The sequence below is a fragment of the Flavobacteriales bacterium genome, from assembly GCA_026129465.1.
In the GTDB taxonomy this organism is placed as follows: Bacteria; Bacteroidota; Bacteroidia; order Flavobacteriales_F; family PHOS-HE28; genus PHOS-HE28.
On the sequence record JAHCIA010000001.1, the window covers coordinates 1,036,335 to 1,051,376 of the forward strand.

A 15,042-nucleotide genomic window follows, 5' to 3' on the forward strand; every position below is an offset into this window, starting at 1 on the left:
GTGTCAGGGCAGGTCCCAGCGAAGGCCCACGAAGCCGCGCCGTCCCTGCAGGGGCGCGTACATGTAGGCCGTGTCGAAGGTGTGGCCATGCGGATTCGTCACAGGGTCGTCCACGTCGTGGTCGAAGGGATCGAAGGGGCGCATCAGCGGATCGCGCGGCACGAAGTCGAGCAGGTTCCGCACACCACCGAAGATCTCCAAACGCTCACCGATGCGATGCCGCACCTGCACCGTCAGCAGCGCGTACCACGGCGAATGGCCGGGACGGGGGTCTTGGGGCAGGGTGGGCAGCCGCATGGGCCCGTACCATTGGCCGGTGAGGTCGAGCGTGATGCGCTTCGGCAGGTCGTGCGAAGCGGTGAAAGTGCCAGACCATGCGGGGGCGAAGAATTGCGTTTCACGCCGGCCTCCCGATACAGTGAAGACCTCCATCCAGGTGGCACCGGCCAGCAGTCGGAAGTCCTGTCCCAGGCGGGCTTCCAGGTTCAGGCTCGCACCTTGGGAAACGCCATGCCCGTCGAGGTTGGCGTAGAGGATCAGCTCCGGATCGCTGTCGTAGTCCGGCAGGATGCGGTTGCTGAAGCGCGTGTGGAAGAGCGAACCGTCCAACGCGAAGAAGCGCTTCTCTCCAGGCCATCGCCGCACCACGTTCAGCGTGGCGTTCCAGCTTCGTTCCGGCCGCAGGTCCTCCATGATGACCACGGTGCGGGAGCCGGTGAGCGCGGCGTGGTCCTCCGTGAAGAGGTTCACCACGCGATAGCCCGTGCCGAAGTTGGTGCGCACGGCGAAGCGGCCGCTTGGCGCGTACTTCCACGCGAAGCGTGGTGAATGCACGAGGCCATGGTCCAGATCGTTGTCCAGGCGATATCCCAGAAGCAGGGTATGCACATCGCTCGCGGCGAATTCATCCTGCAGGAAGATCCCCGGCAACGGCTTGCGCTGGGGGCGGTCGCTGGTGAAGGGCTCCACCCCCATGGTGGTGGCGGGTGTGTTGTCGTTGTAGAAGACATGGCGGTAGGCGACACCCGCCAGCACATCGTGCCGCATGGCATAGCGGTGGCTCCAATACAACTGGCCGAAGAACACCTCCTGCACCGCATCATATGGCATGGTGCCGTACCAGCTGTCCTGCGCGTGGCGGTTCCACGAGACCTGCGCCATCACGCGCTCGGTCATCGGCAACTGGTACTGGCCGATCAATTCCCAGCGCCGCGTGGCGATGCTTTCGCCATAGATGCTGTCGCTGCCCCCGAAGGCCCACGTCCAGTCCATCTCGCCGCCCCAACGATCCTCATGCACGTAGCGTGCGGCCAGGCTCGCCACCCGGCGCGATGGGCGCTTCACCGCCACCTTCTGGAAGAGCGACAGTCGTTTCTGGAGCGTGAGGTCGGTGAAACCGTCGCGGTTGTCATCGCGTGGCGTGTCGTAGTGGTACAGGCTGATGCCCGTAAGCCCGCGCACCTTGCCCTTTCCGGTGCGCAGGCCGATGTCCGCGCTGTACTCCTCCCAGCTGGTGGCCATCACTTCGGCACTGGCCAGTGGCGCCAGCACGGGGTCCTTGGTGATGACGTTGATGATGCCGCCCATCGCCTCGCTGCCATAGAGTGCCGAGCCAGGGCCCTTCACCACCTCCACACGCTCCACCAGCGCCGTGGGGATCCCGCTCAGTCCGTACACCGTGCTCAGGCCGCTCACGATGGGCATGCCGTCGATCAGCACCATGGTGTAGGGCCCCTCCATGCCGTTGATGTGGATGTCGCCCGTGTTGCAGACGCTGCAATTGATCTGCGGCCGTACACCGTTGACCATGCCCACGGCATCGAAAAGGGCCGGGCTGGGTGCGCGCTGGAACAGTTTCGGCGTGATCACCTCCACCGGCACCGGACTGTCCGCGCGAGACACTTCACGCATGGTACCGGTCACCACCACTTCCGCGAGATCGCTGGCCTGCGGCTCCATCCGGATGTCGCCCAACCGGGTGTACGCGTCCGTGGCCTGCCGGAACCGGATCTCGCGCGTTCCATAGCCTACGAAGCGGATCTCCAGCACCCTGTCGCCCACAGGGACCGCACCCAGCTCGAACGTCCCGTCCAGGGTGGTGACCGTGCCCTGCGCACCACCTGCCAAACGCACCTGCGCCATGGGAAGCGGGCCGTCATCGGACAACACCCGGCCGGTGACCACCCCACCCTGCGCTCCGGCCCTGTGGCACAGTATGGTCATGACCAGCGGGATCGACCATCGGATGTTGGAGCGCAACCACATTTCGCTGCGAAGCTAATCCAATTTTTAGACTTACCTAATTATTTCTTTATCTTTGCCGCATCCTTTCCATGGGCACCATGTACTCCAGCGCGGAGGAGAACCACATCAAGGCGATCTACGCGATCACCGAACGCACCGGCGAGGGCGCGAGCACCAACGCCGTGGCGCAGCGGCTGGACACGAAGGCCAGTTCCGTCACCGACATGTTGAAGAAGCTCAGCGAAAAGGGGCTGGTGGACCATGAGCCCTACCATGGCGTGGCACTCACCAAGGCGGGGAAACGCGTGGCGTTGGCGATCATCCGCAAGCACCGGTTGTGGGAGACCTTCCTTGTGAAGCATCTCGACTACAAATGGGACGAGGTGCACGACCTGGCCGAGCAACTCGAACACGTCCATTCGAGGGACCTCATAGACCGGTTGGACAAGTACATGGGCCATCCCAAGTTCGACCCGCACGGCGATCCGATCCCCGACAAGCACGGCCGCGTTTCGGGCATCACGGGCGCCCGATCGCTGGACGATGTGCCGGACGGCGCCCGTGTGGATGTGGTGGGCGTGAAGGACAGTTCGCCCGAGTTCCTGCAATTGCTCGATGGGCTGGGGCTGGGCCTGGGTGCTCGCCTCAAGGTGGTGCGGCGCTTCGGCTACGACAACTCCATCGAAGTGGACAGCCGAGGCCGCAACGGGCTGCTGCTGAACGAACGTGTTTGCGGCAATCTCCTTGTCAGGCCAGCCTGAGCCATGCAGGACCTCCTCACCTTCTTCGAGCGGATCGACCCCGTGTGGGGCGCGCTCATCGCCACCACGTTCACCTGGCTGGTCACCGCCTCCGGTGCCGCGATCGTGTTCTTCTTCAAGCAACTGCACCGGCGCGCGCTCGATGGCATGCTCGGTTTCACCGGCGGGGTGATGGTGGCCGCCAGCTTCTGGAGCCTGCTGGCCCCCAGCATCGCCATGAGCGAGGGCATGGCCGTGCCCAACTGGTTCCCCGCCGCCGTGGGTTTCGCCCTGGGTGCGATGTTCATTTTCGCCTTGGACAAATGGGTGCCGCACCTGCACATCAACTTCGACCCCAGGAACACCGAGGGCCCCAGGACGGAGTGGCGGCGCAGCACGCTGCTGATCCTGGCCATCACCCTGCACAATATCCCCGAAGGACTGGCGGTGGGCGTGCTTTTCGGCGGTGTGGCGGCAGGCATTCCCGAGGCCACCATCGGAGGGGCGGTGGCGCTGGCCATCGGCATCGGACTGCAGAATTTCCCCGAGGGCATCGCCGTGGCCATGCCGTTGCGGCGTATGGGCCTTGGTCGGCGGCGCAGCTTCTTCTATGGCCAGCTCAGCGCCGTGGTGGAACCCGTGGCCGGGGTGATCGGTGCGCTGGCCGTGGTGTACATGACACCCATCCTCCCCTACGCCCTGGCCTTCGCCGCCGGCGCCATGATCTATGTGGTGGTGGAGGAGGTGATCCCCGAGACCCAGCAGAGCGGCCACACCGATGTGCCCATCCTGGGCTTCATCGGTGGCTTCATCGTGATGATGGTGCTGGACGTGGCGCTGGGGTGAGGGCGGCACCGGCCCCGTAGCTTCGCGGCCCCATGGCCGAGAGCAAGCCGAAGATCGAAGTGAGGAACCGCCGTGCGGGCTTCGAGTACCACCTGCTCGACAGCTTCGAGTGCGGCATCGTGCTGATGGGCACCGAGATCAAGAGCATCCGCGCGGGCGGGGCCAGCATCAGCGAGGCCTACTGTACGTTCATCGGCGATGAGTTGTACGTGCGCAACATGCGGATCGACCCCTGGATGCAGACGGTGCACTATACGCACGAGCCCAAACGCGACCGCAAACTGCTGCTGAAGCACCGCGAACTGGAGAAGCTCAAGCGGAAGCTGAAGGACGCCGGCATCACCATCATACCCACGCGCCTGTTCATCGCGCCGAACAACTTCGCCAAGCTGGAGATCGCGCTGGCCAAGGGCAAGAAGACCTACGACAAACGCGAGAGCCTCAAGGCCAAGGACGTGCAGCGCGACCTCGACCGCCACGGGTGACAACACGGTCCACGAAGCGGAAAGGCCGCCCACAGGCGGCCTTTCCATGTCCGTTACGCCTGGCGATCAGAGCTTGATCGTCAGTCCCAGGCCCAGCGTCTGCTTGAACTGCGTGGCCGGACCGGCGTAGGGGATGCCTTCGCTGTCGGTCTTCGGCAGGTTGGTGTCGTGGTCGTAGATCAGCAGGGTGTTCAGCGTGGCGGCGAACCAATCGTTCACCTTGAAGGTCCACAATGTTTCCCAGGTCACGTCGATGTTCTGGGGGTCGCGCAGGTAATTGCTGAAGAAGTCGCCGCGGGTCATGAAGGTGATGTTCTCCGCGAGTGGCGTCTGGTATTGGAACCGCACATAGCCCCCCATCTCCAGGGCGGTCGTCTCTCCATTCAGTACGCCGTACACCCGCAGATCGGGATCATCGGAGCCGCCCCACAGGGTCTCATCGGTGACGATGACGATACGTGCCGTGGCGGGTGACATGTAGATACTGAGCTTGTCGTTGGGCTTGTAGTCCAGACCCACGCCGAAGAGCAGATATCCCGGTGATAGCAGGTGCGAGATGCGTGTGCCCTCGGCATTGAAGCCCTCGGTGAACTGGGTGCGGAACTGCGCCAGCCCGGCGAGATACCAGGCCCCATTCAACTCATAGCCGTACTTGGAATTGAGTTCGATGCGGTCGTCGGTCTTCACCGTGGGCCCATCCTGCTGCTGCTGGCCACCGAAAGCCAAGGCCAGGCTGTTGTCCCAGGCGCGCTTGCCCTTCTTCCAGTTGGCCGTGCCGTTGAACTGGGCGATACCGCTGATGGAACTGAATCCACCGGCCGCCCAGTTGGTCAGACTCACCTGGGTGAGGTTCAGTTGGAACACCCCTCCGGTCTTCCAGCCTTCAAGCGAATCGGCCGCAGCGCGAGCACGCATGGCCTCCTCGGCCTTGGCGCGAGCCGCTGGGTCGATATCGTCCTGGGCAAAGAGCACTGCAGGTGTCGCGATGAGTGCGACAAGCATGGCCGTCATGGGAAAAATACGATCGCTCATGGTCGGTGGATTGGTGGCTGGAAGTTATTGACAATGCACGGCATCAGATGTTCTCAGGGCGTGAATATCTGATCGGGGAAATGGACCGATTCCGGCACTTGGATCCTGAGGTAGGGATGGCCCGTGATGGCATGGCAACTGTTGCAGGCATTAACCAGCATGTCGCCCTGGGCGGTCATCTCCGCCACGCCCTGCTCCTTCAGCAGGCGCTCCAGCTCGGCCACCATGGGAAGGCCGTAGGTACGCATATGCTTGCTCACCTCCACACCCTCGTCCACCACATCCGCCTCGGCGATCTCCTCCATGGCCTCCTCCATCTCGTGCAGGTAGAAGGCCGCCAACTCGGCGTTGCCTGCCCGGCCCGCCGCCCACCACTTCTGGTGGTAGCGCTGCAGGCGACCCATGTGCACGGCCACTTCCATGGGTTGTCCAGTGGCCGGGGCTTCATGCCGGTCGCCCATGTGGAGCATCACGGCCAGTATCAGTGCCGCAGCGGACATCAGGAGCGCAAGGGCCTTCATCCAAAATGAAGGACCCCGATCTGCCGGGGTCCGGTAGGCACTACTGGATTCGAACCAGTGACCCCTACCCTGTCAAGGTAGTGCTCTGAACCAACTGAGCTAAGTGCCCGGGTGCCACGCGCTGGCGGCGGGCAAAAGTAACCACCTGCGCGCATCGGCATGTCGACAATTCCTGACCCACATCAAGGAAAGGCGCATGGGCCGCGCTACTTTTGCCGCCGGAAACATTTCCGCAAGGCATCATGGCGACCAGGAACATCAGCGACAGCGGCCGGATCTTCAAAAGCCCTGTGCTGGAGGCGCTCACCAAGACGCACATCGCGTTCCCGCTGACCATCTTCTATGGCACCGGCCTGCTGGCGCTTTACGCCTCGTTGGTGTGGTTCCACATGGGGGTGGTGGCCTCCGTGGCGCTCTTTCTGGTCGGCGCCTTCTCCTTCACCCTGGTGGAATACGTGGTACACCGCTACTTCTACCACATGGGCACGGACAGCCCACGCAAGGCCCGTATCCAGTACATCTTCCACGGGGTGCACCATGACCATCCCCGCGACAAGAAGCGCCTGGCCCTGCCCCCGCTGATGAGCGCCTTGGTGGCGGCCATGTTCGTGGGCATTTTCCGCCTGGTGATGGGCGAACCCGGCATCGCCTTCGGCGGAGGCTTCATGGCGGGCTATGCCACCTACCTGCTGGCACACTACGCCATCCATGTCTACAACCCGCCCAAGAACTTCCTGGCCCTCATCTGGAAGCACCACAACCTGCACCATTACGTGGGGGATACCGGAGCCTTCGGGGTCAGTTCACCCTTCTGGGACCACGTCTTCGGCACCATGCCCGTGGACCCACGCAAAAAACGGGTGGCGGTGAAGGGCGGTGCACAGGCCCAATGACGGCGCCCGAACGTGAAGTATTGTTAAGCTTTTGCTACGGAGGCAACCCTTACAGCGGTGCCCCCGTCTGCCTATCGACGACCAAGACCTCTTACCATGATCTCCTTCCTTCGCCGCACGCCCCCCACGACCCTCGCGGCCGTGATCTACGCCCTCATCGTCGCTTTCGCCGCAGTGGTGTTCTACGCCTCCTGAATGCGCCGCTGACACCGCGGTTCACCAGGCCACCAGAAGGGCTGTGAACGCTTCGCCTTCGTCGGCCATGCCGGCAGCCATGCTCAGCAGCGTGGCCACCCAATAAGTACCGAAACAGACCCACGAGGTCCTGGTCACACGGCCAAGGCTCGTGCGGTCATGCACCAAAAGGCTGGTGGTAAGTCCGAGCATGATCAGCAGGCCAAGCGGGATGCCCACATCCATGCCCAGTGCCGCCGACACCTGCCCCCCGATCCTGCCCGTGGCCGCGAACACCAAGGCGACCCCAGCGAAGAACATGTAGCGTTTGTGCGCCTGGGGCTTGTTGCGCTGGGCCATGGCCGCTGCGAAGAAGCCCACGAACAGCAATAGCATGAACAGGTCCAACCAGAGGATCATGTTCAGGCCCGGCTCCAATTCCTCCACAGGCACGCCCCTTTCCGCCGACAGGGCGACCATGCGCGTGGGGAAGCGCAGCACCATCAGCACCGTGGAGACCATCACGGCCACGGCCAGGGCGGCACCTGCCAGACCCAACCGCCGGTGCAGGTCGGCCCGCCCGGAGCGGATCAGCATGGGTTGCACCAGCAGCAATACATACCACAGCAGCAGGATGATGCCATGCACCACGAAAAGGCCGGGCAGTACCGGCATGTCCAATACGGCCGGCTGTGGGAACAGGGAGCGCAGAAGGAAGGAGGGCATGAAGCCCAGCAGGACGATCAGCAGCAGGATCGCGTGGGCGACCGGGAAAAAAGCGCTGCGTGCAGGGCGGGTGCTCATCCTGCCAAAGTAACCCCGAACCGGAATACTCACTCGTGCTCCCTTCCGTAACCCTTCCGGTTCTCCAGCATCAGTTCCTGCTCGGCCTTGATCACCCGCTTGAGGCTGTCGCTGACGGCCTTCTGCTCAAAGCGGTCCAGGTCCGGCTGGCCGGCCACCACCCAGGCGGTGTACCAGATATCGCCCAGATTGAGGATGCTGGCGTTCATGCGCCGCTGCACCATGCCCTGCATGGCCGCCTCGTAGGCTTGGGCGAACTCGCGCGAATAGGTTCGGAAAGGGGTTCGCGAGGCACCGCGCTGCTCGAAGACGTACTTCTTGTCCTCCGGGTACTGGCGGCTCAGCTCCCGCTCGATGCCCAGGACGCTGTCCACCAGCATATGGCTGTCGTATACAGCGTCCCATGCGGCATCCAGCGGTGATTCGATGTAGCGGGCACGGCCCACCAAGTGGTCGTAGTCCTCGGCGCTCAACTCGGGAATGCGGCTCTCCCAGAAGGCGTGGATGCCGTGCTGGTTGGTCAGCTGCCCGTTGTAGTTCTCCGTGGTGTGCAGCGGCACATGGGCGTCAGCGACATAATGGCCCAGGTCGGTGGCGTTCTTCAGGATGGCGTCCACCTGACCGCGCTGGAAGGCCTTCACCAGACGATGGAACATCACTTCGATGTGCCAGGGCACAATGCCATATGCCTGCAGCGTGTCCTCACTGAACTTGCGCACGGCGTCCTCCCACTTGCGCGGCATCACCTCGAAGGGGTCCACGCCGTGCTTGCCGTAGTGGTCGATGTCGATATAGTGCCTCGGGGCCTCTCCCTCCACGGCATAGCGGCGGCGGTCGGGCCCCACGCTCTCATCGCTGATGAAGTCGATGTGCCGCTTGAAGAAGGGGAACATCTCCGGAGGCAGGGTGAAGCAGGCCATGCGGTTGATGCGCTTGTGGCCATAGAAGCCCCAGGCGTGGACCGGCTCGCTCACGGGCACGGGTTGCAGGGCGAGGATGGTCGCCAGCAGCACAAAGAGCAGGGCGGTCTTGCGGATCATGGCACGGTGACGGTGGTCTCCATGCGCACCAGTTCGCCATCGCGCAGCACCGGGATCACCGTGCTCTGGTCCGGGGTGAGGCAATACTTCACATCGCTCAGGAGCTTGAGCTGCTCGATGCGGCGGCGGCGCGGGGCGGCTTTGAGGATGCCCATGAAATTGTCGCGTGCCGCATGGAACATGTACTGGGCGGCGATGGAACTGTCCTCCTCCAGACCGAACTTGCCGCTGGCCAGCAGGCGGTCCATCACGGCCCCGGCGTAAACGGAATCCTCCAGGTTGAACTTGTCGCGCCAGCCCGAGCAAAGCAGCAGCACGTTGCAGTCCTGCTTCACCAGCCAGTCGCTCAGCGCGGTGAGGTTGAGGAAGGAGCCCACCACCAGCATCTTGGCGTCCTTGGCCAAATTGATGGCCTTGGTGCCGTTGGTGGTGGTCATCACGATGGTCTTGCCGCGCAGGTCCTGCCCCACATAGGCCAGGGGCGAATTGCCGAACTGGAAGCCCTGCACCACTTCACCATTGCGCTCGGCGGCGGCGATGTAGCCTGGCCGGCCGAGGTATTGGGCGGCCTCCTCCACGGTGCTGACCGGTATGATGCGGTCCACACCGCTCTCGAAGGCGGCCACCATGGCGCTGGTGGCACGCAGCACATCGATCACCACCACCACGCCCATGTCCGCGGCGTAGTAGGGATACTGGTTCGGAATGAAGCAGACCTCCACCCGGTACTTGTAGTCGGTGCTGTTGCCAGTGGCTTCCATTCAGGCGTTGCGATGGAAAGGTAGCTTCACCACGCGGCCTTTCAAGGCCTTGCCCCGCACTTCCACCCACAGGTCACTTCCCTCGGTGGCCATGGCCACAGGCACGTAGGCCAGGCCAATGGGCTTCTGCAGCGAGGGGCTCATGGTGCCAGAAGTGACCTTGCCCACCACCTTGCCTTCTGCGTCCAACACGGGGTAGTCGTGGCGCGGGATGCCGCGGTCCAGCAACTCGAAGCCCACCAGCTTGCGCGAAACGCCCTGCTCTTTCTGGGCCTTCAGCCGGTCGCTGTCGATGAAGTCCTTGGTGAACTTGGTGATCCAGCCCAGCCCGGCCTCCAGGGGCGAAGTGGTGTCGTTGATGTCGTTGCCGTAGAGGCAGAAGCCCATCTCCAACCGCAGCGTGTCGCGCGCCGCCAGACCGCAAGGCTTGATCCCGTGGGGTGCACCGGCCGCCATCACCACATGCCAGGCCTTTTCCGCCAGGGGGTTGGGCACATAGACCTCGTAGCCGCCCGCGCCGGTGTATCCCGTGGTGCTGATCAGCACCAGGCCCACGCCCTTCATTTCAGCGTACATGGCGGTGTAGTACGGCATGGCGCCGATATCCTCGGCGAAGAGGTCCTTGAGCGTGTCGGTGGCCTTGGGGCCCTGCACGGCCAGCAGGCTCATGCGGTCGCTGATGTCCTCCAGTTGCGCGTCGAAGGTGTTGTGCTTGTTGATCCAGGCCCAGTCCTTGGACATATTGCTGGCGTTCACCACCAGCACGTAGTGTGCGTCGTCGCCGTGGCGCATCCGGTATACCAGCAGGTCGTCCACGATGCCGCCCTGGCCATTGGGCAGGCAGCTGTACTGCACCTTGCCCTCGGTGAGCTTGCTGGCGTCGTTGCTCGTCACTTTCTGGATGAGGTCCAGCGCGCCGGGGCCCCGTACGAGGAATTCGCCCATGTGGCTCACATCGAACACGCCCACGCCATTGCGCACCGCATGGTGCTCGTCATTCACGCCGGTGTATTGCACGGGCATGAGGTAGCCGGCGAAGGGCACCAGCTTGGCGCCGAGTGCTTCGTGGATGTGCGTGAGGGCGGTCTTCTTCAATTCTTCCATGGGGATGCGTGTGGCGGTGTTCAGGGGGTGAGTCGTTCCAGGAATCGGCCGCGCCAGGCTTGCAGCGACCAGCTTTCCTCCACGGTCCTGCGGGCTTCGGCGCCCAACCGGCGGCGAAGATCGGCATCCTGCACCAAGCGGCCGATGGACTCCAGCCAGTCCGCCTCGGTGCGGGCCAGCAGACCGTTGTGGCCGTGGCGGACGATGGTTCCGTTCACGCCCACATCGGCCAGCACCACGGCCTTGCCCACGGCCATGTATTGCAGGCCCTTGAAACCGCACTTGCCGCGGCTCCATTCATCATCCTGAAGGGGCATGATGCCGATGTGGATCGGTGCCAGGTCCTCGGCTTCGGTGCCGGGGTTCCAGCGCACATGCTCCACAGGCAGGCCGGGCAGTTCGGGGGCGATGTCGCTGATGACCCGGAAGCGGATGCGGTGGCCCCACTGGGCGTGAAGCTTTTGCAGCATGGGCAGGGCGGCCACCAGGTGCGCGGTGCTGGTGCGGCTGCCCGTCCAGCCGATGGTCACCGGGTCCTCCTGCGGCGCGGGCAGTACCCGGTAGCGGTCGGTGTCGATCACCGTGGGGATGCGCGCCACGTCCGCGTTGATCGCCTGGCAATGCTCGGCGATGTGTTCGTTGCCGGCGATCACCCGATCGGCCAGGGCGATGATGCGGTCGGTCTTGGCCGGATCCTTCAACCAACTCAGCCGCTTGTTGCCGGGGCTCACGTCCATGAGCCAGATGGCATCGTCCAGATCGTAGACCAGCAGCCCGGCGCGGCGGCGGATCAGGCGCTCGAAGAAGATGCCGCGCGTCATGAAGGCCTCGCGGTGCAGAAGCACGGTATCGCCCTTGCGGATGCGCATCACATCGCGCCAACGCCGCAAGAAAGCCTTCACCAACAGGAAGCCCTTGGCGATGATGCGTCCGCGGCTGTACAGGATGCGGTCGTCCCATTCGTCCAGCAAGCGCGCGTAGAGCACATCGTGGCCTTGTGCCGCCAGGTGTGGCATGTATTGTTCCAGCCGGTAGCGCTGGCTGGGCGAACGGCCGGTGCGGTGGGGCGCTATGATGTGGATGCGGGCCATGACTCAGGCGGGCTTGCGGGCGGTGCCGTGCCAGTAGGGCGGCTGTGAACTGAAACGGACCTCGTCAAAGCCAGCGTCATGCAGCAGCGTGGTGATCTCGGCCTGTGTGCTGCGCTGCTCATAGGCCGTGCCGAAGCGGTCAAGCGCATCGTTGCGCATGAGCCGGAAACTCTTGTTGTGGTAGTATGCCAGCGGCAGGCGGTGCCACCACGGAACGCCCAGCGCTTTCGCCAGTCGGGCGAGCAGCACCAGCGGCAGGTAGATGAGCACCGCCAGTACATCGCACAGCGGGCGCTTCATCGCCCCCGGCAGGCGGTGGATGGGCCAACGCAAGAGTTCACTGGCACGGTGCAACCAGCGATACAGGCGGCCGCGCTGCTCCATGGCGTAGTAGAGGTAGAAATAGAACCAGCCACCGGCACGCAGGGTGCGCAAGGTCTCGGCCAGCACACGCCGCGGGTCCCGCACGTGGTGCAGCACGCCGATGCACATGATGATGTCGAAGCTCTCTTCCGCGAAAGGCAGTTCTTCCCCACGGGCATGGCTCCAACGCACCTTTGGCAGGTCGGCGTTGGCCTGCGCGGCATGGAACACGGCCTCGCTGGGATCCACCGCATCGGCATGCGCCACGCGGTGGGCCAGGTAGCGTGTCCAGCGGCCACTGCCACAGCCCAGGTCCAGCAGGCGGGTGGTGGCGGGATCCAACTCCGCTGGCCACAGGTCGAAGAGTTCCTCCCCCGCCGTGCGCAGGTCGGTATCGCTGAAGCGGCTGAACTTGGCCCACTCCTCGCCGAAGGAGCGGATGGTGGCGTCATCGGCTCCGCCCTCCATCCCGAATACGTGCACCCGGTCCTCGATACACAGCGGGGCGCGGCTGAACGATGTTGAAAGGGCCATTTGGAAAAGGCGGGGAAGGTACGAGGGCATGTCGAGGAGGTGACCGGGTCCCCCCCCACTCCCTCCCCCCTTCTACCTTCGCCGTCATGGCCTCCCGCCGCTTCCCCCGCTGGGGCATTTTGGTGATCGATCTGGTGCAGTGCCTCATCGCGCTGGCGGCGGCCTATCTGCTGCGCTTCAATTTCCAGGTGCCGCCACACGAGGTGGACCTGCTGTTGCCCGTGCTGCCGCTCTTCCTGGCCATCCGCCTGGGATCCTTTCTGCTGGCGGGCACGCATCGCGGTATGGTGCGCCACACCAACACCGACGATGCCCGCGTGATATTCCTCACCGTGCTGGGCGGCTCCCTCGCTTTCGGTATCGCCAGCCTGGTGCGCTTCCACTTCATCGACGGGCTCTACTTCCTGCCCCGCGCGGTGATCGTGATCGACTTCCTGGCCACGGCCATGCTGCTGATCGGCTCGCGCATCGCTTTCAAGCTGCGCCACCTGCGCGAGCGCGGCGCCGGCAAGGAACAGGTGCGCGTGATCATCCACGGCGCGGGTGAAGCGGGCTTGATCGTGAAACGCACGCTGGAACGCGAGGGCAGCGCCCGCTACACGGTGGCGGCCTTCGTGGACGACGACCCGGCCAAGGCGGGCAAGCGGCTGGAAGGCGTGGCGGTGTACCACACCAAGCGGTTGGCTGACCTGCTTCGCGGGCGGGCGGTGGACCAGGTGATCATCGCCATCGCCGATCCCGACCCCGAGCATCGGCGCCATGTGGTGGACAGATGCATGGAGGCGCGCGTGAAGGTGCTGACCATACCGCCCGTACGCAGTTGGATCGGCGGTCAACTCAGCGCCGGGCAGATCCAGGCGGTGCGTATCGAGGACCTGCTGGGCCGTCCGGTGATCGAGCTGGACCAACAGGCCGTGCGCGCCATGCTGGCCGGCCAACGTGTGCTTGTGACGGGCGCGGCGGGCAGCATCGGCGCCGAACTCGCACGGCAGTTGCATCGATCCGGCGCTGCTGAACTGACGCTGGTGGACATCGCCGAATCGGGCCTGTACGACCTGGAGATGGAATTGCGCGGACAGCCGGGCGCCATGCTGCATGTGCGCGTGGGCGACGTGCGCGACGAGGCCCGCATGGAGCGCCTGATGCGCGAACACCGGCCACAGGTGATCTTCCACGCCGCCGCCTACAAACATGTGCCGTTGATGGAGGCCCACCCCGCCGAGGCCGTAAGCACCAACGTGGGCGGCACCCGCGTGATGGCCCGCCTGGCCTGTGCGCATGGCGTGGGCAAGTTCATGCTCATCAGCACCGACAAGGCAGTGAACCCCACGAGCGTGATGGGCGCCAGCAAGCGCGTGGCGGAGTTGCTGGTGCACGCCATGCCCGAAGGATGCGCCACGTCCTTCATCACCACCCGCTTCGGCAATGTGCTGGGCAGCAGCGGATCGGTGATCCCCCTGTTCCGGCGCCAGATCGAGCAGGGCGGCCCGGTGACGGTGACTCACCCCGAAGTGGACCGCTTCTTCATGACCATCCCCGAAGCCTGCCGCCTGGTGCTGGAGGCGGCCGCCATGGGGCGCGGCGGTGAGATCTACGTGTTCGACATGGGGCAGCCGGTGCGCATCGCCGACCTGGCCGAGAAGATGATCCGTCTCAGCGGTCTCGAGCCAGGCAGCGACATCGCCATCACCTATACCGGTCTGCGCCCTGGTGAGAAACTCTTCGAGGAACTGCTGGCCACCGCCGAGAATACCCTGCCCACCCACCATCCGAGGATCCTCATCGGCAAGGCACTGCCTCCCGACCCACAGCGATTGCCTGCGGAAGTGGAGGAACTTCTCACCGCCGCACGCGAAGGCCGCACGGATGAACTGCCCCGTCTGCTGAAGCGTTCGGTACCGGAGTACACTGGCGCCACCACGCCTGTCGATAGCTTTGAAGCCCCGCCGCAAGAAGGCGCAACACGCATATGACCAAGGACAAGAACCTGGAGATCGTCCGCTTGCAGAAGGAGATCGGCGACTACATCGGCATGGGCCAGGACAGCCTGGTCTTCAATTTCGAGGTGGCCGGCAAGGGCAAGGGCGTGAAGCTTTACCTGATCACCGTGAACCCGCGCCACAACCAGAGCTTCCTTTTTGAAAGCACCGAAGGCAGCGACCGCCTGGACGCCCTGCGCCACATGCTGGATTATGTGCGCAACTACAAGGAGCGCACGAGCAGCTACACCATCCAGTGGAGCGCACGCGGTGAGAACAACCTGCAGACCTCCTACTTCCGCGCGAAGAATGTCCTCGAAGCCCTGGACAAGCTCTTCTACGATCGCGACCCGAACAGCATCACGGTGTTCAGTGTGATGTTGAACCCGATCACGTGAACCAGGGCAGTTGGAGGTTGATTGGCGGAGAGG

General features: G+C 64.1%; 15 protein-coding genes and 1 tRNA gene. 6 read left to right on the plus strand and 10 right to left on the minus strand.

What is annotated here, in order from left to right; genetic code table 11:
* Positions 1-3: 3 nt before the first annotated feature.
* Positions 4-2,223: a TonB-dependent receptor gene (locus tag KIT10_04340; GenBank protein ID MCW5898481.1), complete on the minus strand. Its 2,220-nt coding sequence runs from the start codon at positions 2,221-2,223 to the stop codon at positions 4-6.
* A gap of 119 nt (positions 2,224-2,342) precedes the next feature.
* Between KIT10_04340 and KIT10_04345 the strand changes: the two genes are divergently transcribed.
* Genes KIT10_04345 through smpB form a run of 3 tightly spaced genes read left to right on the plus strand, consistent with a single transcriptional unit; the run spans position 2,343 to position 4,315 of the window.
* Positions 2,343-3,005: a metal-dependent transcriptional regulator gene (locus tag KIT10_04345; protein ID MCW5898482.1), complete on the plus strand. Its 663-nt coding sequence runs from the start codon at positions 2,343-2,345 to the stop codon at positions 3,003-3,005.
* Between the two features lie 3 nt (positions 3,006-3,008).
* Positions 3,009-3,830 carry a ZIP family metal transporter gene (locus KIT10_04350; GenBank protein ID MCW5898483.1) on the plus strand — a complete coding sequence of 274 codons (822 nt, stop codon included), beginning with the start codon at positions 3,009-3,011 and terminating at the stop codon, positions 3,828-3,830.
* Between the two features lie 32 nt (positions 3,831-3,862).
* Positions 3,863-4,315 (plus strand): SsrA-binding protein SmpB, encoded by a 453-nt coding sequence (gene smpB, locus KIT10_04355; protein ID MCW5898484.1) that lies wholly within the window; start codon positions 3,863-3,865, stop codon positions 4,313-4,315.
* A 66-nt stretch (positions 4,316-4,381) separates the two neighbouring features.
* Here smpB and KIT10_04360 read toward each other — a convergent pair whose 3' ends face one another.
* The 3 genes from KIT10_04360 to KIT10_04370 form a co-directional block, all read right to left on the minus strand.
* Positions 4,382-5,317 carry a DUF3078 domain-containing protein gene (locus tag KIT10_04360; protein ID MCW5898485.1) on the minus strand — a complete coding sequence of 312 codons (936 nt, stop codon included), beginning with the start codon at positions 5,315-5,317 and terminating at the stop codon, positions 4,382-4,384.
* An 83-nt stretch (positions 5,318-5,400) separates the two neighbouring features.
* The gene (locus tag KIT10_04365) at positions 5,401-5,868 is read right to left on the minus strand and encodes a hypothetical protein (GenBank protein MCW5898486.1); all 468 of its coding nucleotides are present in this window, start codon (positions 5,866-5,868) and stop codon (positions 5,401-5,403) included.
* A 34-nt stretch (positions 5,869-5,902) separates the two neighbouring features.
* Positions 5,903-5,977 (minus strand) — tRNA-Val (locus KIT10_04370).
* Between the two features lie 133 nt (positions 5,978-6,110).
* Here KIT10_04370 and KIT10_04375 point away from each other — a divergent pair.
* Positions 6,111-6,761, plus strand: a complete 651-nt coding sequence (locus KIT10_04375) for a sterol desaturase family protein (protein MCW5898487.1) — start codon at positions 6,111-6,113, stop codon at positions 6,759-6,761.
* A gap of 216 nt (positions 6,762-6,977) precedes the next feature.
* Here KIT10_04375 and KIT10_04380 read toward each other — a convergent pair whose 3' ends face one another.
* From KIT10_04380 to KIT10_04405, 6 genes are read right to left on the minus strand one after another with little or no spacing between them, the layout of a single operon-like run.
* Positions 6,978-7,739 (minus strand): hypothetical protein, encoded by a 762-nt coding sequence (locus KIT10_04380; GenBank protein ID MCW5898488.1) that lies wholly within the window; start codon positions 7,737-7,739, stop codon positions 6,978-6,980.
* 29 nt (positions 7,740-7,768) lie between these two features.
* The gene (locus KIT10_04385) at positions 7,769-8,779 is read right to left on the minus strand and encodes a S1/P1 Nuclease (GenBank protein ID MCW5898489.1); all 1,011 of its coding nucleotides are present in this window, start codon (positions 8,777-8,779) and stop codon (positions 7,769-7,771) included.
* Complete coding sequence (locus KIT10_04390) at positions 8,776-9,540, minus strand: 2-phosphosulfolactate phosphatase (GenBank protein MCW5898490.1); 765 nt, start codon at positions 9,538-9,540, stop codon at positions 8,776-8,778. The genes KIT10_04385 and KIT10_04390 overlap by 4 nt, the downstream gene beginning before the upstream one ends.
* On the minus strand, positions 9,541-10,635 hold the full coding sequence (gene gcvT, locus KIT10_04395; GenBank protein MCW5898491.1) for a glycine cleavage system aminomethyltransferase GcvT: 1,095 nt from the start codon (positions 10,633-10,635) through the stop codon (positions 9,541-9,543).
* Positions 10,636-10,664: 29 nt separating this feature from the next.
* Positions 10,665-11,735, minus strand: coding sequence for a glycosyltransferase family 4 protein (locus KIT10_04400; GenBank protein MCW5898492.1), 1,071 nt, complete (start codon positions 11,733-11,735; stop codon positions 10,665-10,667).
* A gap of 3 nt (positions 11,736-11,738) precedes the next feature.
* Positions 11,739-12,662 carry a class I SAM-dependent methyltransferase gene (locus KIT10_04405; GenBank protein MCW5898493.1) on the minus strand — a complete coding sequence of 308 codons (924 nt, stop codon included), beginning with the start codon at positions 12,660-12,662 and terminating at the stop codon, positions 11,739-11,741.
* A gap of 56 nt (positions 12,663-12,718) precedes the next feature.
* Between KIT10_04405 and KIT10_04410 the strand changes: the two genes are divergently transcribed.
* Both KIT10_04410 and KIT10_04415 read left to right on the plus strand, forming a co-directional pair.
* Positions 12,719-14,605 (plus strand): polysaccharide biosynthesis protein, encoded by a 1,887-nt coding sequence (locus tag KIT10_04410; GenBank protein ID MCW5898494.1) that lies wholly within the window; start codon positions 12,719-12,721, stop codon positions 14,603-14,605.
* Positions 14,602-15,009, plus strand: a complete 408-nt coding sequence (locus KIT10_04415; protein MCW5898495.1) for a hypothetical protein — start codon at positions 14,602-14,604, stop codon at positions 15,007-15,009. Before KIT10_04410 ends, KIT10_04415 begins: the two co-directional genes overlap by 4 nt.
* Positions 15,010-15,042 lie beyond the last annotated feature (33 nt).